Here is a 19284-nt window from a genome sequence, read left to right on the forward strand (position 1 = left end):
TCGGCCATAGGGCTAAGTCGGGCGTTCACCTTTGGAGCCCGCGCAGCATGCCACTCCCATCCTTTTCCATGCCCTACATCCTGCCAATCGTACTTCTGGTTTTCTCCAACGTCTTCATGACGTTCGCCTGGTATGGCCACCTTCGGTTCAAGGAGCAGCCAATCCTGCTGGTCATTCTTGTGTCGTGGATGATCGCGTTCTTTGAGTACTGTCTGGTCATCCCGGCGAACCGCTACGGCAGCGATGTCTATTCCGCCGCTCAGCTCAAGACGATCCAGGAAGTGATTACCCTGATCGTCTTTGCAGTGTTCTCGGTGCTCTATCTCAAGCAACCGTTTGGCGTGCATCAGATCATTGGGTTCGGGTTTATAGCGGTTGGTGCATTCTTTATCTTCTCTGGGCGCCCCTGAAGCAGTTAAGGTCGCACGGAAACAAAGACCGCTCCGCGGCGCGAGGGGAAATGGCTGAGACACGCATTGCAATGGTCACGGGTGCCAACCGTGGGATCGGGCTGGAAATCGTAAAGCAGCTGTCGCGCGGCGGTATGCTGGCGGTGCTCTGTTCGCGCGACGTTGAAAAGGGCAGGCAGGCGGCGTCGAAGCTGGCATCGGAAGGGCTTGAGCCGCCGGTGGTTGCCCTGGACGTGACCGATGATGCCAGCGTCGCGAACGCTGTGGCCGACGTGATGAACCTTTTCGGGCGCATCGATGTGCTGGTGAACAATGCTGCGATCCAGCGGGAAGGGATGACGGCTGAGCAGGCGAGCGTTCTCGATGTTGCGCCGGAACTCGCGCTGGAAGTGTTCAATGCCAACACGCTGGGGCCGTTGCGCCTGACCAAAGCCGTGGTGCCGATCATGCGCCAGGGTGGCTATGGCCGGATCGTCAATATTTCCTCCGGCGCGGGCCAGCTCGCTGAAATGGCGGCCGGGTTTCCGTCCTATCGGATGTCGAAGGCGGCGCTGAACGCGCTGACGAAAGTGACGGCTGCGGAGCTGGGGCCATCGCCGATCAAGGTCAATGCCATGTGCCCGGGCTGGGTGCGTACCGATATGGGCGGACCGGACGCGACACGCTCGGTGGAGCAGGGCGCGGAAACGGCGATCTGGCTGGCCACGCTGCCCGATACCGGACCGACCGGCGGTTTCTTCCGCGATAAGACGCCGATACCCTGGTAAATTTCAAGGTGATCAGCGTTGGTGTGGGGCACAGATCGAGCGCTGGGGGGCGGCAGCCGCTTTGCTTACACGCCGCGAACTAGGTTGCCGATCATCAGCATGATGTAGGCGCTGATCGCGAGCCAGAACTCCTGATGCGGCAGGTAACGCGGCACGCCGATAAAGCCCAGTTTCGTCACCAGAGCCAGCAGGGCGAGGGTGAGCGAAATAAGGAAGATGGTGATGGTTGGCGGATTGAGGCGCATGGGTCTGGTGTCCTCCCCTTGGATCGCGATTTGCGCGGTTTAGCCCACGCTATAAACTCCGGTCATGGCACGGATTTGATCGGCCGGAACCCTAAATCGGTCGAATATGCTTTGAAGCCGGAGTTTCTTGCGACCGGAAGGCAGGCTGATTGAAGCCGGGCCCCGGCACGGGCGGCCGGCTCCCGGGACGGATTCGCCGGTGCGAGAGAACAATCACCGTCGGCTGGCTCCGCGAAGGGGAGGCGCCGGTGCGAACTGCGGTCAGCAAAACAAAACGCCGGCTCTAGGCCGGCGTAAAATGGGCTGCAATTGGCGGGGGTTGACCCCTGCCGATCAAAGCGTGCGAACGGTTTTGGCCGTTGAAGACACGTCCGGCATCTCCTGGCCTGCCTCGATCACGAAGCGGACGGGGAGCGCACGGGGGTTGCTTTCATCCCGGCAAGTCACCAGTAGAAGCGGCATGGGGCGGCCAGCCGAAGAAACAGGCACCACGTTGTTGTCTATGACGCGGTCGACGTTCACGACGTTCAGCACGCGGTCGCGCCCGTTGGCCGAGATGGTGATGCGATCGCCAATCGATACCGGCTTGGCATCGAGAGCGCTGACATGCGCAACATTCGACAGCCAAAAGTCTTCCGTGCCCGCCACTACCGGGCTGACCCGTGCGGCAGAAGCCGTTTGCACATCCATATCCGCGATGGCGTTCTGGAAGCCACGGGCCACCACGCCTTCACCATTGCCTATCGACACCGCCGCGGCACCAAGGCCGGTGGCGGCGGAAGCCAAAACCGCGATCGGAAGCGCCTTTCGGATTGCGCCAGTGCCCATGGTCAGCTCCGCTGTTCCGTGTTCAGCTTTATCTGCATTTCGCGCCTAACTCGGGTACGAGGCCGAAGCAGACAGATTAGCCTCTCCTGCCCCGTGCGCAAGATTAGTAGACCAACCCACCATTACCGAAATGTTAGGGGTGGAGTGCCGGTCTTCAAGTCCCCTGCCGGAAATGGGGTATTTGATACTGCCGCAACCGGCTCTGCTACCGAACCTAGGTTAACGTAGGCCCGCCGCAGGTGACGGAAGAATGCCAGGTTGAGGGCAACGATTAACGAAACGATCCCGGCCAGAAGGCCGATGGCCAATCCCTGCGGGATCGGGCGGGGTCCGGACGACATAGCCTGCTGAGGAACAGGGATTGCGGTCGCGACAACCGCGGCCGCAATCAGTGAGTTGTCGTCCAGGGAGAATTTCATGAGGTCGCCCGTGCTGGGCGCCGCCGCCAGCAGCCCGGAGAGGCTGTATTGATGTTGCCGATCGTGATTGTAGGTGGCGACTGCGAAGGCGAGGGTGGCAAATAGTACAAGGCCGAAGCCAATGTCGGCCACGGTGCGCCCCAAAAGTCTGAACGTTCCAGCTCCGGACATCTCAGCTTCCCGCCCTTTGCAGGCTCACGTAGCCACCCTGCATCTGCAATGCCCACCAATGCTAGCCCCGTTCATGGCAGCGTTGGGGTCACATTATGGCGATTGAGGTGTATTTCTTCTCAACGGGCGTTCGCAGGTGCGGTGTGGCGCGCCGACCACGGCGGTCCCGGTCTCCGCTCCTCCCCCTGCCGACCTTCAAGACCCATCGTTTTGGTCGCGGCTTTCGGGCCCGTATAGGCCAAGGGGATGTATTGAAGTCGCCGCGGCGTGCGGATAGTGTCCGCGCCGCATTGCAACATATCGAGCATCCAAACGATCATCCGAAAGGCTTCCGACCATGGGCTTCATCGCCGACAGTTTGAATCGCATCCAGCCATCGGCGACCATTGCGGTGACGACGAAGGCCCGGGAACTGAAAGCCGCTGGCCGCGACGTCATCTCTCTTTCAGCGGGTGAGCCGGATTTCGATACGCCTGAGAACATCAAGCAGGCAGCCGTCAAGGCGCTGGCCGATGGGCAGACGAAGTATACCGACGTTGACGGCACACCGGCGCTGAAGGGCGCGATCGTGCGCAAGTTCAAGCGCGAGAACGGCCTGGAATACAAGCCAGAGCAGATCTCCGTTGGCACCGGCGGCAAGCAGGTCATCTATAATGCGCTGATGGCGACGCTCAATCCGGGCGATGAAGTGATCCTGCCGGCGCCGTGCTGGGTTTCGTATGCCGACATCGTCATGCTGGCCGACGCCAAGCCGGTGTTCGTCGAGACGAAGCTGGAAGACGGCTATCGCCTGGCGGCCGCTGCGCTGGAAGCTGCGATCACTCCCAAGACGAAGTGGCTGATCTTCAACTCGCCCTCTAATCCATCGGGTGCCGCTTACTCGCGCGATGAGATCAAGGCACTGACGGATGTGCTGCTCAAGCATCCGCACGTCTGGATCATGACCGACGATATCTATGAGCACCTGCTCTATGACGGCCTGGAGTTTCACACCATTGCCGCTGTCGAGCCACAACTGTTCGACCGCACGCTGACCATCAACGGTCTGTCGAAGGCCTATTGCATGACCGGCTGGCGTCTGGGTTATGCAGGCGGTCCGGTGCAGCTCATCAATGCGATGCGCAAGCTGCAGTCGCAGTCCACGTCGAACCCGTGCTCGATCACCCAGGCCGCCGCCGTTGAAGCGCTGGACGGTCCGCAGGACTTCATCGCCGCCAACAACGCCAAGTTCGTCGAGCGCCGCGATCTGGTGGTGTCGATGCTCAATCAGGCGTCGGGCATCACCTGTCCGAAGCCGGAAGGCGCGTTCTACGTTTATCCGAGCTGCGCCGGCGTGATCGGCAAGACGAGCGCGTCGGGCAAGAAGATCGAAACCGACGAAGACTTCGCCACCGCGCTGCTGGAAGAGGAAGGCGTTGCTGTGGTGCACGGCGCCGCATTCGCGTTTTCGCCGGCGTTCCGCATTTCCTATGCAACATCCAGGGATGTGCTTGAGGAAGCCTGCCGCCGTATCCAGCGCTTCTGCGGTAACCTGCGCTAGGATCGCTTTTCTATCGTATTGCGATGCGGCCGAGGTTGCACACTGCCAGATGGATATTGGGCGAGGTTTGAAGGGGACGGGGCGAGGCAATGGACAAGAAATGTTCCGCCGCGCCCCGGCTCGATCGCTCCAGCGGGGCGAAGGCCGCTCCTAAGTGCTCATCCTGCTGGTTCTGGCGCGCCGGTCTTTTGCTTGCTCTCGTCGCTCTTGCAGTGAGCTGGGTTGTCGGCAAGCTGTGACGGGCACGCCCATTGCCACTCACTGGGCGCGCTTCAAACAGCGGATATTAAAAAACGGCGCGTCCCTGCGGATGCGCCGTTGCCATTTTCACCTTCGTCACTTCCCAGCGTCACACCGTCATGACGACCGGGTTTGTGCAATGCACACGTTAGGCGGCGGCGCCCCGGTGTCCAACGAGATCGACCGTAAGAGCGCGAAGCCATAGACGACGCAGCGAACGCTGGGTGCTGGCCAGCAAGCTGCGCTGCGTTGCTGGCACCACAACAAGTGCAGTTGAAGGTACACGGGCAACCTTTGCCTGTGTGCGGTTCAGATCATCGGTTGCCATGTCTTCAGCGGCCATTGCGTATCCCGCCGCGTGGGCTGCAGACATCAGCGATTTCATACCCATCGCACGCCTCATTCCGACTTCAGCTTCGACACGTTTAACGCGTGTCGCTCAGATCCGGTTCATTTCGATAATAAACTATCGAACCGATATATTTATAATGGCCCAAATATCGGGCAGAGCAAGCAATTTCGGTTGTGCTGATGCGAATGAAAACGCATTCAGTTTTTCGCGCTGCAAGCGCTGCATTGCAAAAACATGACTGTCATCCGTCAACGTTTTTCGACGCTGGATGAAACCGAGGCGCCCGCTATCCAAGGCTTGCGCTGGCGACAACGAAGGATCAACATCGAGTTCTGTCGCGCTCCTCCGAGAGGCGCGAGGCGTGCGGCCGAGAGCGGTTGCGTGCGCCTCCAACCGAAGGAGGAAGCGAATGGCACAGTCCGAAGTTTCCAGTCGTGGCGGTGTGGCCAACGGTCATGCGAAATCGCATGGTGAAGCTGGCACCCGCTGCATCGCATTGATCGGCCCCTACCTCAGCGGCAAGACGTCCCTTCTGGAAGCGATATTGGCGCGAACCGGAGCCATCCCACGCGCCGGAAGCGTCACGGCGCAGACGTCGGTCGGTGATGGCAGTCCGGAGGCGCGCGAACATGGAATGAGCGTGTCGCTGAATGTCGCTGACACCACTTTCCTCGGTGACAGTTTCACATTTCTCGATTGCCCCGGATCAGTTGAGTTTCAGCACGAAGGCTGCGCTGCGCTGACAGTGTGCGACGCGGCCGTTGTCGTTTGCGAGGCTGACGTACGGCGCGTTCCGGCGCTTCAGATCATCATGAAGCAGCTCGAGGATCGCGGCATTCCGCACTTTCTGTTTCTCAATAAAATCGATGAGACGACAGTTCCGCTGCGTGATCTCATTCCCATGCTGCAGCCTGCCAGTACGAGGCCGTTGGTGTTGCGGCAGATTCCGATCTGGGAAAACGGCGCGGTGAACGGCTTTGTCGATCTGGCTTCCGAACGCGCGTTTGTCTATCGGGTCGATGCGCCCTCTGAGATCGTGGAGTTGCCGGCCACTATGAGCGAGCGCGAACAGCAGGCGCGTTTTCAGATGCTGGAGCAGCTTGCTGATCACGATGATGAGTTGATGGAGCAGTTGCTGTCCGATGTTCCGACGTCGCGCGATCGCGTATTCACCGATCTGACGCAGGAATTCCGCGACGGTGTAATTTGTCCGGTTTTCCTTGGATCGGCGAAGGATCAGCATGGCATTTTCCGGTTGCTGAAAGCGTTGCGCCACGAGGTGCCCGACGTTGCGACCACTGCGCAGCGGCTTGGAATTGGAGACGCGACGTCCGCAGCTCACGTTTTCAAGACGCTGCACACGCAGCACGGCGGCAAGCTGTCCGTGGCCCGCGTGTTAAAGGGCGAGTTTGCCGATGGCACCGTGGTGACGGGGCCTGATGGCAGCGACCGCATCGCCGGTGTGTTTTCGATGCGCGGTGAAGAGGCAGTGAAGCGCGGCGCCGCTTCAGCTGGCGATACGGTGGCGTTCGGCCGCCTGGAGAGCGTGCAAACCGGTCAGACGATCGGTGCTGACAGGATTGCCGGTGCGCAGGTGGCCAGTTCAGTTGCACCGGAAGCCGTGTTTGCGGTCGGCTTGGGTTTGAAGGACCGCAAGGACGAAGTGAAGCTTACCGCCGCGCTTGCAAAACTGCAGGAAGAAGATCCGTCGCTCGTCGTCGAGAGCAACGGTGACACGCATCAGATGTTGCTGTTGGGGCAGGGTGAGATGCACTTGCGCGTGACGCTGGAACGGCTGCAGCGCAAGTATGGCATCGCGGTCGAACGTCAGCAGCGGCAAATTCCTTACAAGGAGACGATCCGCGTCGCCACGCAGGTGCGCGGCAGGCACAAGAAGCAGTCAGGCGGTCATGGTCAGTTCGGTGATGTGGTGCTGGAAATATCACCGCTGCCGCGGGGCACTGGCTTCGCATTCACGGAAAAGATCACCGGCGGTGTCGTCCCGCGCCAGTTCATTCCTTCAGTGGAGATCGGCGTGAAGGATTACCTGCAGCATGGTCCGTTGGGTTTCCCGGTGGTCGATGTCGCGGTCACGCTGCTCGACGGCTCGTACCATTCAGTTGATTCTTCCGATATGGCTTTCAGGCAGGCCGCGCGACTGGGCATGGACGAGGGCTTGCCAAGGTGCACGCCGGTGTTGCTCGAGCCGGTGATGGCGGTGAACATCACGGTGCCCAACGAGGCGACGGCGCGCGTCAATGGCATAATCTCACAACGGCGCGGCCAGATACTCGGTTTCGACAGTCGCGAAGGCTGGACCGGCTGGGATGTCGTGCAGGCGCAGATGCCGGCGTCTGAAATGGAGGGATTGATTGTCGATCTGCGCTCGGCAACGTCGGGCGTCGGCACCTACACGGCCCGTTTCGATCACATGGCGGAGTTGACCGGCAGGCTGGCCGATCAGGTGCTGGCGCATCAGCGGAGCGTGGCAGCATAGGGCAGGTGCCAAAACAGACGGTGTCGGAGCGCGCGGCATTGGTGGTTGCGCTCCGGCGCTGATACGCGAGCGGAAAATCGGTTCCCACTTTTCCGGAAGCACTCTAGAACGCACAATCCCCTCTTGACCGGATGATCATCGGCGAGCATCTCGGACACCGATCCGCGCACGTTGCCATTTGCGCGTAACTCCATGTCGCCATGGCATGGAACAGGAGATGTTGGTGCAGGCATATTTTTGGGTAGCTTTGGGCAGTGCGCTGGGCGGCATGGCGCGTTTCTGGCTGACCGGCGTAGGCGCGAGGTTGTTCGGCGAGACGTTTCCGTGGGGCACGCTGCTGATCAACATCATCGGTTCGTTTGTGATCGGACTGTTCGTTGCGATGACGGTGCCGGAAGGGCGCTTCGTCGTTGAGCCGGATTTTCGCGCTTTCGTTACGGTGGGGCTGTGCGGCGGCTTCACGACGTTTTCCGCTTTCAGTCTGCAGACCATGGTGCTGATGCAGGAGGGCCAGTGGCTGGCAGCGGGCGGCTACATCGCCGCTTCGGTGCTGTTGTGCCTGCTCGCTGTCTGGGCCGGCTACGCAATTGCCATGCAACTTAACCCGCTATAGTGCGCCTGTTTCGCACGGTTTTGAGCATTCCTTTGCCTTTGTGTGTCAGGGTTGCCGCATGGCTGGCTCAGATCGCACATCATTTGTTCGCGGATTTTCCGATCTCGATGTCGAGACGAACGTCCCGCGGCTGCCCGTAAAGGGAGCATTCCCGCCGTGGCTGCGCGGCACTCTGCTGCGAACAGGGCCAGCGAAATTCGACATTGGCGGCACAAGCGTCAATCATTGGTTTGATGGTCTGGCGATGCTGCATCGTTTCAGCTTCGCCGATGGCGAGGTCGCCTATTCCAATCGTTTTTTGCGCTCAGATACTTTCCAGCGCTCAATGGATCGGGGCGGCCTGGCCGACGGCGGCTTTGCAACCGACCCGTGCCGCACGTTGTTCCAACGCGTGGCTTCGGTGTTCTCGCCGCGGTTCACTGACAACGGCAACGTCAACATTGACAGTTTCGGCGGCGAGCCGGTGGCGTTGACCGAAACACTGCTGCCGGTGCGGTTTGATCCTGAAACGCTGGCGGTGCTTGGCCATCATCCGATGAGCGCCGAAGTGGGCGGCATGATTTCGATCGCTCATCCCCATCACGATGCAACGCGCCAGTGCCGCTACAGCTACGTGGTCGAGTTTGGCCGTCGATCGCAGTATCGCCTGTTCGCCATCCCCGATGATGGTTCGGCACAGCGCGTGGTGGCGACGATGGAGGTCGATAAGCCGTCCTACATGCACTCGTTCGCGATGACCGAGCGGTATCTGATCTTGACGGAATTTCCGTTGGTGGTCGATCCACTGCGCATGATGCTGAACCTGTCGCCGTTCATCCGCAACTATCGTTGGCTGCCGGAGCGCGGGCTGCGCTTCCACGTATTCGAGAAGGACAGCGGACGCCATGTTGTTTCGCATACGACTGAAGCCGCGTTCGCGTTCCATCACATCAATGCGTTTGAAGCCGATGGTGAGCTAAAGATCGATGCGGTTGTCTATCCGGACGCTGCCATCATCGATCAGCTTTATCTCTCGCGACTGCGTGCAGGCGAGCCGGTGACTGCAACCGGCCAGCCAACGCGATTCACGGTGCCGCTGGCGGATCATGGAACTGTCACAGCCGCATCACTTGCAAGTGGCATGCTAGAACTGCCCCGCATCGATTATGGCCGCTGTGCGGGCAAGCCTTACCGTTATGTCTGGGGCAATGGCCGTACGCCCGATGGCCTTTTTCTCGACAGCATTGTTCGCGTCGATCTGGAAACCGGTGCGGTGGCGCGCTGGTTCGTGGACGGGTGCTACCCCGGCGAGCCGGTATTTGTTCCGCGTCCGGGAAGCACCGACGAAGGCGACGGCGTCATAATTTCAGTCGTGCTTGATGCACACCGAGGAACATCATTTTTGCAAATCATGGATTCAATATCGCTTTCCGATATAGCGCGCGCACAATGCCCGCACACAATTCCGTTCGGGTTACACGGTTGTTACTATCCGCGCGCTGAAGAAGGGCGTATGGCTCGAATGTGAGCCAGCGTCGCGAATGAACCGGGGGTCATACTGCCTTTAAAGAGGCATTTTGTATACCGCTTTGATTTGTGCGGTGTTACAAACCGCATGTTCGCGACGAAGAGCTCTCATTCAGGGGAGGCTGTGCTGGGGTGCAGCCAAGTGATGGAGCCATACGATGAGTGCTTTTCGGGTGCTGGGTGCGGGCGTTGCGGCGCTGGCGCTGCTGGGGAATGCTGCTGTAGCGGAGCCGGCTACGGGCGAACAACTCGTTGATGTTTTGAACAAAATATTCGGCGCGCACGAAAAAACGCGCGCTTCTCACGCCAAGGGCATTTGCGTCAAAGGAGACTTCAAGCCGACAACCGATGCCGCAATGCTCAGCAAGGCGCCGCAGTTTTCTGCGCCTGTGCCGCTCATCGGCCGGTATTCCCTCGGCGGCGGCAATCCTGCTGCATCGGACGGCCAGAAAGATAACGTCCGGGCCATCGCGCTGCATTTCAATTTGCCGGACGGCAGCGTCAGCGATCTGCTGATGATCACCGCGCCTGTGTTCCCGGCCAAAAATCCGGATCAGTTTCTTGAGCTGCTGACGGCTGTCGCGTCTAAGGACAAAGAGAAAGTTGCGGCCTACTTCGCGGCAAATCCGGAATCGACAGGGCAGAAGAAATATCTGATGGCGCGGCAGGTGCCGGCCAGCTACGCGACGGCCGATTACTTCGGCGTGCACACCTTCTATCTCACCAACAGTGATGGGCAGCGCCAGGCGGTGAAATGGAAGGCCGTGCCGGTTGGCGGCTTTGTCGGGCTTGACGATGAAGCAGCGGAAAAGAGCGGCACAGATTTCTATCGCAAGGAGCTGGAGCAGCGGCTTGCGAAGGGCGCCGCCAGCTATGAACTCTTTGCAGTTATCGGGCAGCCAGGCGATCAGGACGACGATCCGACCGCGGAATGGCCCGCCGACCGCAAGAGCGTGAAGATGGGCACGATTACGATCAGCGGGCTTGAGCCGGCAGCAACGTGCGATGCGGGCGTGTTTGATCCCAACGTTGTGGCTGATGGCATTGAACCATCGCCTAACGATAAGATTCTGCCGATGCGGACTGAAAGCTATGCGGTGTCATTCGGACGCCGTCAGTAGAAAATCCCGAATGAAACAACGGCGGGCTCGGCAGTATGCGCTGCCGGGCCTATGCCTATTCCGTATCGGGGGTCGATCCAGCCGGGATGAACTTCAGCGCGACACCGTTGATGCAGAAGCGCAGTCCGGTAGGTGCAGGACCGTCGCGGAACACATGTCCAAGATGGCCACCGCAGCGGCGGCAATGGATCTCGGTGCGCACCATGAAGTAACGGCGGTCTACGCTGTCGCCGACGGCGTTGCCGAGCGGGCGATAAAAGCTGGGCCAGCCGCAGCCGGCATTAAACTTCGTCTCGGACGCAAACAGCGGATGCCCGCATCCGGCGCACTGGTAAGTGCCTTCATCGTAGTTGGCGTCGAGCGGGCTTGTGCCGGCGCGTTCGGTGCCATGTTCGCGCAGAATGCGGAACTGCTCCGGGTCAAGCTCGCGCCGCCATTCCTCCGGCGTTTTCTCGATTTCGAATTTGGATTTCGATTTTGTCACGCTGCATCCGTTTGCGTGCTGGAGAATTTCTGTTCGCGTAGCGCCGTGGCCGAAGCCGAATCTCTTAATCCATGAAAGGGACGAGACGGTCCAGCACGATTTCCTCAGTCGAAAGCCTGCAGTTGTAGGCGACAGCTTCCACACCCGCCGCCGTAGCGTTGCGGAATGCTTCGGCATAGGCGGGATCAAACTCGGCGCAGATCGAAAAGCGCTGCGCGTCAGCGCGCTGGATCAGATACAGCATGACGGCGCGGTGTCCTTGCGCGACCATTGCCGACAATTCGCGCAGATGCTTGGCGCCGCGCGCCGTCGTGCAGTCGGGAAACTCCGCGTGCCCAGAAGTTCGCATGAGGTGGACATTCTTCACCTCAACGTAGCACAGGCCCTTCGCGTCATCCTCGAGTAGAAAATCGATGCGGCTTTTTTCGTCACCGTACTTCACTTCAGGCCGGATTTTTCCATAGCCGCTCAGGGGCTCGATGGTGTCATTTGCCAGCGCCTCCGCAACGAGCCGATTGGGATGCATGGGATTGATGCCGACCAGCGTCGGTCCATCGCCCAGATCGTTTTCAATCATCTCCCAGGTGTGGGGATATTTGCGCGTTGCAGCATCGCTGCGAGACAGCCACACGAATGAGCCGGGCGCCTGCAACCCGAGCAGCGAGCCGGTGTTGGGGCACGCAACGGTTGCCCGCTCGCCGTCATCGAACACAACATCAGCCAGAAGGCGCTTGTAACGGCGCTCAAGACGGGCGCGGACAAGGGCAGAGGTGAATCGCATGGGCGCAGCCTAAATGCTAAGATGGTGCTTCTATCGGCGGCCGGTCGGGCCGATGCAATGCCACGGAGAGAAGCTTTGAGCGGCGAGGAAACCGTCACTGCGGCGGTGCTGGTGATCGGCGACGAAATTCTGTCCGGCCGCACGCCGGATCGCAATATCAACTACATCGCAGCCCACATGACCAGCATCGGTATTCGTCTGCGCGAAGTGCGTGTGGTAGCCGACGATGAGCGCGATATCGTCGATGCAGTGAACGCTCTGCGCGCGCGCTATACGTATCTCATCACCACCGGCGGCATAGGTCCGACGCACGACGACATAACAGCCGATGCAATTGCAAAGGCGCTGGGCGTACCAATCGATCACGACCCGCGCGCGGTGGAACTGCTGCAAGCCTACTTCGACCGTCGCGGTGTTACGTCGACGCCAGCGCGCATGCGTATGGCGCGCATTCCGCACGGTGCAGAACTTATCGCCAATCCCGTTTCGGTCGCTCCGGGCTTCATGATCGACAACGTCATCGTGCTCGCGGGCGTGCCGGATGTGATGCAGGTGATGCTCGATGACGTGACGGCGAGACTGCGCACGGGCGCAAAAATGTTAACGGAGACGATCAAACTTTCACGACCTGAAGGTGATGTTGCTGATCTGTTCGCTGCGCATCAACAAGCATTTCCCGATGTTGCTATGGGCAGCTATCCATCGTTTGCCGATGGACGCATCTCCACGCAACTTGTTCTGCGGTCTACGGATTCTGAAATGCTGGAGCGCGCCAGACAGGGTTTGATGGCGCAGCTCAACAGTCGTGGAATGGTTTAAGAGTAGCGGCCTTGCGTCGCACTGACCGCATTAACTAGTGATTCGCCATCGTATTTCCGCTTCCTGCTGTTCCGACAGTGCCGCTCCGGGGGGTGTGGAGGTAGAACTCACGTGTTCTGCGACCCGTTCTCGCGGCGAACGGATAAACAGATACGGAGTTCTGCAATGGCGTGGAGTACGTCCACCTGGGCGAAGCGAATTCGCCTTGTGTGCATCGCCTCGATCGCACCGGCGATCACTGCGATGGCCATTCCTGCAACCGTCATATCGTCAGCCGAGGCGAAGACGCCGGGTAAGACCTATTGCTTCGTTGGCAAGTGCCATCGCGTGAAGACAATCGCGGAAACCGAAGCACTCGTCGGCAAAGAGCAATCAGTTGTCGCCTCTCACTATGACGACTGTAAGAAGGATCGCTACAACCCTTGCGGTCTGACATCGTCGGGTGAGCGTTTCCATCCAGATCGTCCCGATAACACCGCAAGCCCGGTTTATCCTGACGGCACCACGTTGCTGGTCTGGAATCCCAACAACAAGCGCGCGCTTGTTGTTCGCGTGAACAACGCCGGGCCCTATTGGGGCAATCGCACGCTTGATCTTTCCCGCGCCGCTGCTGAAAAACTCGGCTTCGCCGGGCAGGGCGTTGCAAAGCTCAAGATGAAAGTCGTCAAGGCGCCGGAAGCGCACGAAGCGCGCTACAAAAAGAACCGTAACTATGATCCGGTTCCCGGCGACATTGGCCAGTATGCAAGCATCACCGATGCGCATCGCGGCATGGCTGTTGTGATGGCGTTCAAGGCAACGACAGGTTCGCCGTTCGCGCCGGTCACGACTGCGAATGCGTTCGCAGGTCAGACGGTTGGTTCCGCGCGTCTGCTCGTTGCTGAAGCGCCGCAGGCCATCGGTCGCGTCACGACCGTTGCCTACACAGCACCAAACACGCCGCTGGCGTTCGGTGGTTTCCGCACCCAGAGCCGTGCTGTGCGCAGCGCCGCAAGCTCGCTCGGTTCGGAGCACAGCCTGGGCAAGGCCAACCGTGCTGAGTGGGATGAAGACGGTGTTGTCGATGGCCCGGTGCGTCTGTCGCAGGATCTCGTGACGGCGTCGATCGCAACACCGCCGATTGCAGACAAATCGCAAGCGGTGAAGTCGGTGGCCACCACAGACAAGGCTGAGGCAAAGTCGGCTGCAAAATCTGCCAAGAAGTCTGACAAGGCGCGCATCGCAGCCGCTGTCTATGCTGACACGCCGAAGCCTGAGGCGAGCAAGAGTTCGTCGTCGTCCAAGAAGCAGGACGACAGCAGCAAGGCGGAAAAGTCCGACGCGAAGGTCGAGAAGAAATCGACGACCAAGTCGCGCAAGTCTGCAAAGTCCAAGCGCGGCAGCGGATCGAAGAGCAAGGTCGCCAACTACGAGAGCCGTGGCGGTAGCTACTATGGCTCGTCGTATGGCAACAGCTATTCGGACCGCAGTTACACGTCGAGCCGTAGCGCTGGCCAGCTCATGTCCGATAACCTGCGCCGACTATAACGCAGGCGGTTGAACGGGGAGTTTCGCTGCTACCAGTGCTCCGCTCGTTTGCGGGGTGCCGGTTGCCGCGCCTGGCCTGGCGGCTGCATCTGTGATCGCGTGCGGTTTCACAAACGGAAACGCTCCGATTTTCATCGGAGCGCGTAAACTTCCGCGTTTCTGAAGTGCGGTTAGAGTGCTTCCGGAAAAGTTGGAACCGATTTTCCGACAGGGAGCGCGTACCAACAAACGCCTAGAGTCCTTCCGCGAGCCAACGAAACGCTGAAAGGCTCTAGCGCAGCAGGAATGCCGGCAGATCGAACGTCGCTGTTTCACCCTGCTTCTCGAAGCGGAAGAACAGCTCGTACTCAGCTTCGAGTGTGTCGAGAAACTTCGCGACCAGATCGAGCAGCGGCCCGAGCGGAATGCGCTTGGCGACAAGGAAATCTTCGCTGGCGCATAGCGGCGCTGTATCCGACAGCGTCGGCGCATCGGGGGCGATCATGCCGCGGCTGCGTACATAGCCGATCAGGCTGTCGCCGGCATCGAAATCGGTGCCGCTGACATCGGCGCATTCAGCAACGGCGTCGAGCAGGATTGCCGTTCCGGACAGGTAAAGCTTGGCCATGAATGCGAAGTTTTCTTCGCTTTCGGCAACCTCGGCTGCCCACTCGCGGCCCTTCAGGATGCGTGACAGCAAGGCCAGCTCGAACGTGCGGATGCGTTCAATGGCTTCGCGCTGACCGGCGCGCAGCTCAGCGATGCGTTCTGCTTCGCGCGGCGGCGGACCGGACCAGATGAAAAGCACGCTGGTCAGATCTTCGCCGGCAGCCAGCGCAGCATCCAGGTGCTCAGCCAGCAGATAGACGCTGACAGGCGCCTCGTAGCGCGAGATCCTGGTATCAGTCATTGCACGTCCTGCACATCATTCCCCAAGCTGGGATGGTGCTGTGATTCTCCCTTAGCTGCACCGTATGTCCCCAATCTGTCCACAGGGTCGGCCGTGTTGCGGCGGAACTTGAATTCGGATGCGAAGGCGTAAAACACAAAGGGCGCGCGATGGTTTCGCGCGCCCTTTATCTATTTCATGCCGATCACGAGCAGCCGGATGTGCCGCCGCAGGTGTCGCACTTCAAGCACGTGCCGTTGCGCACCAGCGTGAAGTTTCCGCACTCGCGGCAGGCTTCACCCTCATAGCCACGGATGCGTGCCTCAGCGCGCAGATCAGCGTCGCGGGTGCGCACTGAAACTTCGGTGCGCTTCAGCGTCGTCTGCGAATACATCACCGATGTATCGGCCTTCAGCGCCGTCGCGCCATCCGTCACCGGGAAAACTGCGGTGTCGGTTTCGACGGCCGGATAACGCGCCGTGAGGTCGGTGTAACCGCCGGCATCATCGCTGGCTGCGCGCCCGCCCGAGGCAAGCCGCAGGTTGCCGCGCATGAAGCCCTTCGAAACAACCTTGGTCACCTGCTCCGGCAGATCGAGCGCCAGCGCCTCGTCGGTTTCCTCGTCGGATGACCCCAGCCCGGTTTCGCCGACGATCTCACGCGGATCGACGTGCGCCAGATCGTGACGGCCGAGGTAGGAAACAGCCAGCTCGCGGAAGATGTAGTCCAGCACCGACGTCGCGTTCTTGATCGTCTCGTTGCCGGTGACAAGGCCCGCCGGCTCGAAGCGCGTGAACGTGAACGCCTCGACGAACTCTTCCAGCGGCACGCCGTATTGCAGACCCAGCGAGATGGCGATGGCGAAGTTGTTCATCAGCGACCGGAAGGCAGCGCCTTCCTTGTGCATGTCGATGAAGATTTCACCCAGCTTGCCGTCTTCGTATTCGCCGGTGTGCAGGTAGACCTTGTGGCCGCCAACGGTTGCCTTCTGCGTGTAGCTCTTGCGGCGGTTGGGCAGCTTCGTCCGTTCGCGGATGGCCGCGCGGCGCTCAGCTTCCTTGGCCTTTGCTTCAAGCTCGGCGACACGCTTGGCCAGCGCTTCGGCGGCGACAAGTGCACGCTGAAGCTGCGGCTTGTCGGCCAGCATCTGCTCGGCTGCTTCGTCCTGCTCGTCGACGTCGTCGCCCAGCACCTGCGCGTTGAGCGGCTGTGACAGCTTCGAGCAGTCGCGATAGAGCGCGTTGGCCTTCAGCGCCAGCTTCCACGACAGCATGTAGGACGCCTTGCAGTCGTCCACCGTCGCTTCATTCGGCATGTTGATGGTCTTGGAGATGGCACCCGAGATGAACGGCTGCGCGGCGGCCATCATGTAGATGTGGCTGTCGACCGAGAGATAGCGCTTGCCCTTGCGGCCGCAGGGGTTGGCGCAATCGAACACCGGCAGGTGCTCCGCCTTCAGGTGCGGCGCGCCTTCAAGCGTCATCGCTCCGCAGACGTGCTCGTTCGCGGCCTCGATGTCCTTCTTCGAGAAGCCGAGCGCGGTCAGCAGATCGAATGCCGGATCCTGCACGCGTTCAGCATCGATCTTCAACTTGCTGACGATGAAGTCTTCACCCAGCGTCCACTTGTTGAAGACGAACTTGATGTCGAATGCGCTTTCAAGTGCACCTTCAACCTTGGCCAGCGCGGCGTCGTCGAAGCCCTTGGCGCGCAGCGTCGAAGGGTTGATCGCCGGAGCCTGCGCCAGCGAGCCGTGGCCCACTGCGTAAGCTTCGATCTCCGCGATCTCGCTTTCACGATAGCCGAGCGTGCGCAGCGCTTCGGGCACCGCGCGGTTGATGATCTTGAAGTAGCCGCCGCCGGCCAGCTTCTTGAATTTCACCAGCGCGAAGTCGGGCTCGATGCCGGTAGTATCGCAATCCATCACCAGACCGATGGTGCCGGTGGGGGCGATAACCGTTGCCTGCGCGTTGCGATAGCCGTGACGCTGACCGAGCGACAAAGCGCTGTCCCAGGCGCGCTGGGCCGCTTTAATCAGCTCCGCTTCCGGACACGCATCGTGATCGAGCGGCACCGGCGCGATGGCAAGTTTCTCGTAGCCCTGGGTTTCGCCATAGGCCGCGCGGCGATGATTGCGCATCACGCGCAGCATGTCGGCGGCGTTGTCGTGATAGCCGGCGAACGGCCCGAGTTCGCGCGCCATTTCTGCTGACGTGGCGTAGGCGACACCGGTCATCACAGCCGAGATGGCACCGCAGATGGCGCGGCCTTCGTCCGAGTCATAGCTTATGCCACTCGCCATCAGCAGGCCGCCGATGTTGGCGAAGCCGAGGCCGAGCGTACGGTAGCGATAGGACAGTTCGGCGATCTGGCGCGACGGGAACTGCGCCATCAGCACCGACACTTCCAGCACGATCGTCCACAGGCGGCACGCATGCTCGAAGCCGGCGACGTCGAACGTACCGTCCTTGCGACGGAACAGCATCAGGTTGACCGATGCCAGGTTGCACGCCGTGTCGTCCAGGAACATGTATTCCGAGCACGGATTTGATGCGCGGATCGGACCGGACTGCGGGCAGGTGTGCCAGTCGTTGATCGTGGTGTGGAACTGGATGCCGGGATCGGCGGAAGCCCAGGCTGCGTGGCCGATCTGCTCCCACAGGTCACGGGCGCGCAGCGTCTTGTGCGGCTTACCGTTGAGGCGGCTCGTCAGGTTCCATTCGCCATCGTCCTCGACGCAGCGCAGGAACTCGTCGGTGACGCGCACCGAGTTGTTCGAGTTCTGGCCCGAGACGGTGAGATAGGCTTCTGAATCCCAGTCGGTATCGTAGGTCGCAAAGTCGATGTTGGTGTAGCCCTGCCGCGCGAACTGGATCACGCGGTAGACGTAGTTCATCGGCACGTCGTCGCGACGCGCTTCCTTGATGGCGCGCTTCAGCGCCGGGTTCTTGGCTGGATCGAAGCAGGCGTCGCCATCGGCGTCGCAGTTTACGCAGGCCTTCATCACCGCGTGCAGGCGCTTCTGGCAGATCTTGGAACCGGTGACGAGCGCAGCAACCTTCTGCTCCTCCTTCACCTTCCAGTTGATGTATTCCTCGATGTCGGGATGGTCGACATCCACCACCACCATCTTGGCGGCGCGGCGCGTGGTGCCGCCCGACTTGATGGCGCCCGCAGCACGATCGCCGATCTTGAGGAAGCTCATCAGGCCGGACGACTTGCCGCCGCCGGAGAGCTTTTCGTTGGCGCCGCGCAGGCTGGAGAAATTGGAGCCGGTGCCCGAGCCGTACTTGAACAGGCGCGCCTCGCGCACCCACAGATCCATGATGCCGTTCTCGTTGACGAGATCGTCCTCGACCGACTGGATGAAGCAGGCATGCGGCTGCGGATGCTCATAGGCCGAGGCTGAGAGCGTCAGTTCGCCGGTCTGATAGTCGACGTACATGTGGCCCTGGCCGGGGCCATCGATGCCATAGGCCCAGTGCAGACCGGTGTTGAACCACTGTGGGCTGTTGGGCGCCGCCATCTGCATGGCGAGCATGTAGCGCATCTCGTCGAAGAACGCCTGCGCGTCTTCCTCGGTGGTGAAGTAGCCACCCTTGAGGCCCCAATAGGTCCATGTGCCAGCAAGGCGATCGAACACCTGACGGGCATCGGCCTCGCCGCCAAAGCGCTCTTCCTTCGGAAGCTCGGCTAGCGCGTCCTGATCGGGAGCCGAGCGCCAGGCCCATGACGGAATCTGCGTCTCTTCGACCTTCTTCAGGCGGCGGGCGACTCCGGCCTTGCGGAAATACTTCTGCGCCAGAATGTCGGCAGCGACCTGGCTCCACTGCGCCGGCACCATGAAGCCTTCCAGCCGGAAGACAACCGAGCCGTCGGGGTTCTTGATTTCGCTCGTCGCGCGGCGAAATTCGATGGTGTCGTACGGCGAGGTGCCTGCTGTCGTGAAGCGCCGCGTAATCTTCATTAGTGTCCCCCGAATGGTCCGTGGCCGGCGCCAACGCAGCTACAAATGGCGCGATACAATTAGGTGGCGATGCCGTTCCCGGCGCCGCCGCTGGTTACTCGGTGCACGACGTATCCCTTGCGGGCGCAT

The 19284-nt window shown here is 60.6% G+C and carries 17 protein-coding genes; 9 read left to right on the forward strand and 8 right to left on the reverse strand.

Annotation, left to right across the window (positions count from 1 at the left end; translation table 11 throughout):
* Window positions 1–47: 47 nt before the first annotated feature.
* Together C6Y62_RS15365 and C6Y62_RS15370 are read left to right on the forward strand one after the other, a co-directional pair.
* The gene (locus C6Y62_RS15365) at window positions 48–410 is read left to right on the forward strand and encodes a DMT family protein (protein WP_173954671.1); all 363 of its coding nucleotides are present in this window, start codon (window positions 48–50) and stop codon (window positions 408–410) included.
* Window positions 411–460: 50 nt separating this feature from the next.
* Window positions 461–1177, forward strand: coding sequence for an SDR family oxidoreductase (locus C6Y62_RS15370; RefSeq protein WP_173954672.1), 717 nt, complete (start codon window positions 461–463; stop codon window positions 1175–1177).
* 65 nt (window positions 1178–1242) lie between these two features.
* Here C6Y62_RS15370 and C6Y62_RS15375 read toward each other — a convergent pair whose 3' ends face one another.
* From C6Y62_RS15375 to C6Y62_RS15385, 3 genes are all read right to left on the reverse strand, one after another.
* Window positions 1243–1422, reverse strand: a complete 180-nt coding sequence (locus C6Y62_RS15375) for a hypothetical protein (protein ID WP_173954673.1) — start codon at window positions 1420–1422, stop codon at window positions 1243–1245.
* A gap of 333 nt (window positions 1423–1755) precedes the next feature.
* A complete protein-coding gene (locus C6Y62_RS15380; protein ID WP_173954674.1) occupies window positions 1756–2250 on the reverse strand; it encodes a hypothetical protein in 495 nt (164 codons plus the stop codon).
* 122 nt (window positions 2251–2372) lie between these two features.
* On the reverse strand, window positions 2373–2801 hold the full coding sequence (locus C6Y62_RS15385) for a hypothetical protein (RefSeq protein ID WP_173954675.1): 429 nt from the start codon (window positions 2799–2801) through the stop codon (window positions 2373–2375).
* A gap of 376 nt (window positions 2802–3177) precedes the next feature.
* Here C6Y62_RS15385 and C6Y62_RS15390 point away from each other — a divergent pair, with 376 nt between their 5' ends.
* Window positions 3178–4380, forward strand: a complete 1203-nt coding sequence (locus C6Y62_RS15390) for a pyridoxal phosphate-dependent aminotransferase (protein WP_173954676.1) — start codon at window positions 3178–3180, stop codon at window positions 4378–4380.
* Window positions 4381–4768: 388 nt separating this feature from the next.
* Here C6Y62_RS15390 and C6Y62_RS15395 read toward each other — a convergent pair whose 3' ends face one another.
* Complete coding sequence (locus C6Y62_RS15395; protein ID WP_173954677.1) at window positions 4769–4993, reverse strand: hypothetical protein; 225 nt, start codon at window positions 4991–4993, stop codon at window positions 4769–4771.
* Between the two features lie 388 nt (window positions 4994–5381).
* Between C6Y62_RS15395 and C6Y62_RS15400 the strand changes: the two genes are divergently transcribed.
* The 4 genes from C6Y62_RS15400 to C6Y62_RS15415 all read left to right on the forward strand — a co-directional run bounded on the left by C6Y62_RS15400 (window position 5382) and on the right by C6Y62_RS15415 (window position 10709).
* Window positions 5382–7469: an elongation factor G gene (locus tag C6Y62_RS15400; protein WP_173954678.1), complete on the forward strand. Its 2088-nt coding sequence runs from the start codon at window positions 5382–5384 to the stop codon at window positions 7467–7469.
* Window positions 7470–7686: 217 nt separating this feature from the next.
* Window positions 7687–8082 carry a fluoride efflux transporter CrcB gene (gene crcB / locus C6Y62_RS15405; protein ID WP_173954679.1) on the forward strand — a complete coding sequence of 132 codons (396 nt, stop codon included), beginning with the start codon at window positions 7687–7689 and terminating at the stop codon, window positions 8080–8082.
* Window positions 8083–8140: 58 nt separating this feature from the next.
* Window positions 8141–9589 carry a carotenoid oxygenase family protein gene (locus C6Y62_RS15410; RefSeq protein ID WP_173954680.1) on the forward strand — a complete coding sequence of 483 codons (1449 nt, stop codon included), beginning with the start codon at window positions 8141–8143 and terminating at the stop codon, window positions 9587–9589.
* Window positions 9590–9746: 157 nt separating this feature from the next.
* Window positions 9747–10709, forward strand: coding sequence for a catalase family peroxidase (locus C6Y62_RS15415; protein ID WP_173954681.1), 963 nt, complete (start codon window positions 9747–9749; stop codon window positions 10707–10709).
* Between the two features lie 55 nt (window positions 10710–10764).
* Here the strand turns inward: C6Y62_RS15415 and msrB are convergent, their stop codons facing one another.
* Window positions 10765–11220: a peptide-methionine (R)-S-oxide reductase MsrB gene (msrB, locus tag C6Y62_RS15420; RefSeq protein WP_420844173.1), complete on the reverse strand. Its 456-nt coding sequence runs from the start codon at window positions 11218–11220 to the stop codon at window positions 10765–10767.
* A 37-nt stretch (window positions 11221–11257) separates the two neighbouring features.
* Window positions 11258–11974 (reverse strand): DNA/RNA nuclease SfsA, encoded by a 717-nt coding sequence (gene sfsA / locus C6Y62_RS15425; protein ID WP_173954683.1) that lies wholly within the window; start codon window positions 11972–11974, stop codon window positions 11258–11260.
* 57 nt (window positions 11975–12031) lie between these two features.
* Between sfsA and C6Y62_RS15430 the strand changes: the two genes are divergently transcribed.
* Window positions 12032–12793 (forward strand): competence/damage-inducible protein A, encoded by a 762-nt coding sequence (locus C6Y62_RS15430; protein WP_173954714.1) that lies wholly within the window; start codon window positions 12032–12034, stop codon window positions 12791–12793.
* Between the two features lie 165 nt (window positions 12794–12958).
* Window positions 12959–14320, forward strand: coding sequence for a septal ring lytic transglycosylase RlpA family protein (locus C6Y62_RS15435; RefSeq protein WP_173954684.1), 1362 nt, complete (start codon window positions 12959–12961; stop codon window positions 14318–14320).
* Between the two features lie 271 nt (window positions 14321–14591).
* Here C6Y62_RS15435 and C6Y62_RS15440 read toward each other — a convergent pair whose 3' ends face one another.
* Together C6Y62_RS15440 and C6Y62_RS15445 are read right to left on the reverse strand one after the other, a co-directional pair.
* Window positions 14592–15209, reverse strand: coding sequence for a hypothetical protein (locus tag C6Y62_RS15440; RefSeq protein ID WP_210258091.1), 618 nt, complete (start codon window positions 15207–15209; stop codon window positions 14592–14594).
* A gap of 184 nt (window positions 15210–15393) precedes the next feature.
* Window positions 15394–19155: a vitamin B12-dependent ribonucleotide reductase gene (locus C6Y62_RS15445; RefSeq protein ID WP_173954685.1), complete on the reverse strand. Its 3762-nt coding sequence runs from the start codon at window positions 19153–19155 to the stop codon at window positions 15394–15396.
* Window positions 19156–19284: the final 129 nt, after the last annotated feature.

The organism is Hyphomicrobium sulfonivorans (assembly GCF_013306565.1).
Lineage (GTDB): Bacteria > Pseudomonadota > Alphaproteobacteria > Rhizobiales > Hyphomicrobiaceae > Hyphomicrobium_A > Hyphomicrobium_A sulfonivorans.

What these genes read in the sequence shown, in the direction of transcription:
- C6Y62_RS15375 (WP_173954673.1), bottom strand. Translation starts at nt 1,422, where the DNA reads ATGCGCCTCAATCCGCCAACCATCACCATCTTCCTTATTTCGCTCACC.
- C6Y62_RS15430 (WP_173954714.1), top strand. Translation starts at nt 12,032, where the DNA reads ATGCCACGGAGAGAAGCTTTGAGCGGCGAGGAAACCGTCACTGCGGCG.
- C6Y62_RS15390 (WP_173954676.1), top strand. Translation starts at nt 3,178, where the DNA reads ATGGGCTTCATCGCCGACAGTTTGAATCGCATCCAGCCATCGGCGACC.
- C6Y62_RS15365 (WP_173954671.1), top strand. Translation starts at nt 48, where the DNA reads ATGCCACTCCCATCCTTTTCCATGCCCTACATCCTGCCAATCGTACTT.
- C6Y62_RS15380 (WP_173954674.1), bottom strand. Translation starts at nt 2,250, where the DNA reads ATGGGCACTGGCGCAATCCGAAAGGCGCTTCCGATCGCGGTTTTGGCT.
- C6Y62_RS15400 (WP_173954678.1), top strand. Translation starts at nt 5,382, where the DNA reads ATGGCACAGTCCGAAGTTTCCAGTCGTGGCGGTGTGGCCAACGGTCAT.
- C6Y62_RS15440 (WP_210258091.1), bottom strand. Translation starts at nt 15,209, where the DNA reads ATGACTGATACCAGGATCTCGCGCTACGAGGCGCCTGTCAGCGTCTAT.
- C6Y62_RS15445 (WP_173954685.1), bottom strand. Translation starts at nt 19,155, where the DNA reads ATGAAGATTACGCGGCGCTTCACGACAGCAGGCACCTCGCCGTACGAC.
- crcB (WP_173954679.1), top strand. Translation starts at nt 7,687, where the DNA reads ATGTTGGTGCAGGCATATTTTTGGGTAGCTTTGGGCAGTGCGCTGGGC.
- C6Y62_RS15370 (WP_173954672.1), top strand. Translation starts at nt 461, where the DNA reads ATGGCTGAGACACGCATTGCAATGGTCACGGGTGCCAACCGTGGGATC.
- C6Y62_RS15435 (WP_173954684.1), top strand. Translation starts at nt 12,959, where the DNA reads ATGGCGTGGAGTACGTCCACCTGGGCGAAGCGAATTCGCCTTGTGTGC.
- C6Y62_RS15415 (WP_173954681.1), top strand. Translation starts at nt 9,747, where the DNA reads ATGAGTGCTTTTCGGGTGCTGGGTGCGGGCGTTGCGGCGCTGGCGCTG.
- sfsA (WP_173954683.1), bottom strand. Translation starts at nt 11,974, where the DNA reads ATGCGATTCACCTCTGCCCTTGTCCGCGCCCGTCTTGAGCGCCGTTAC.
- C6Y62_RS15410 (WP_173954680.1), top strand. Translation starts at nt 8,141, where the DNA reads ATGGCTGGCTCAGATCGCACATCATTTGTTCGCGGATTTTCCGATCTC.
- C6Y62_RS15395 (WP_173954677.1), bottom strand. Translation starts at nt 4,993, where the DNA reads ATGTCTGCAGCCCACGCGGCGGGATACGCAATGGCCGCTGAAGACATG.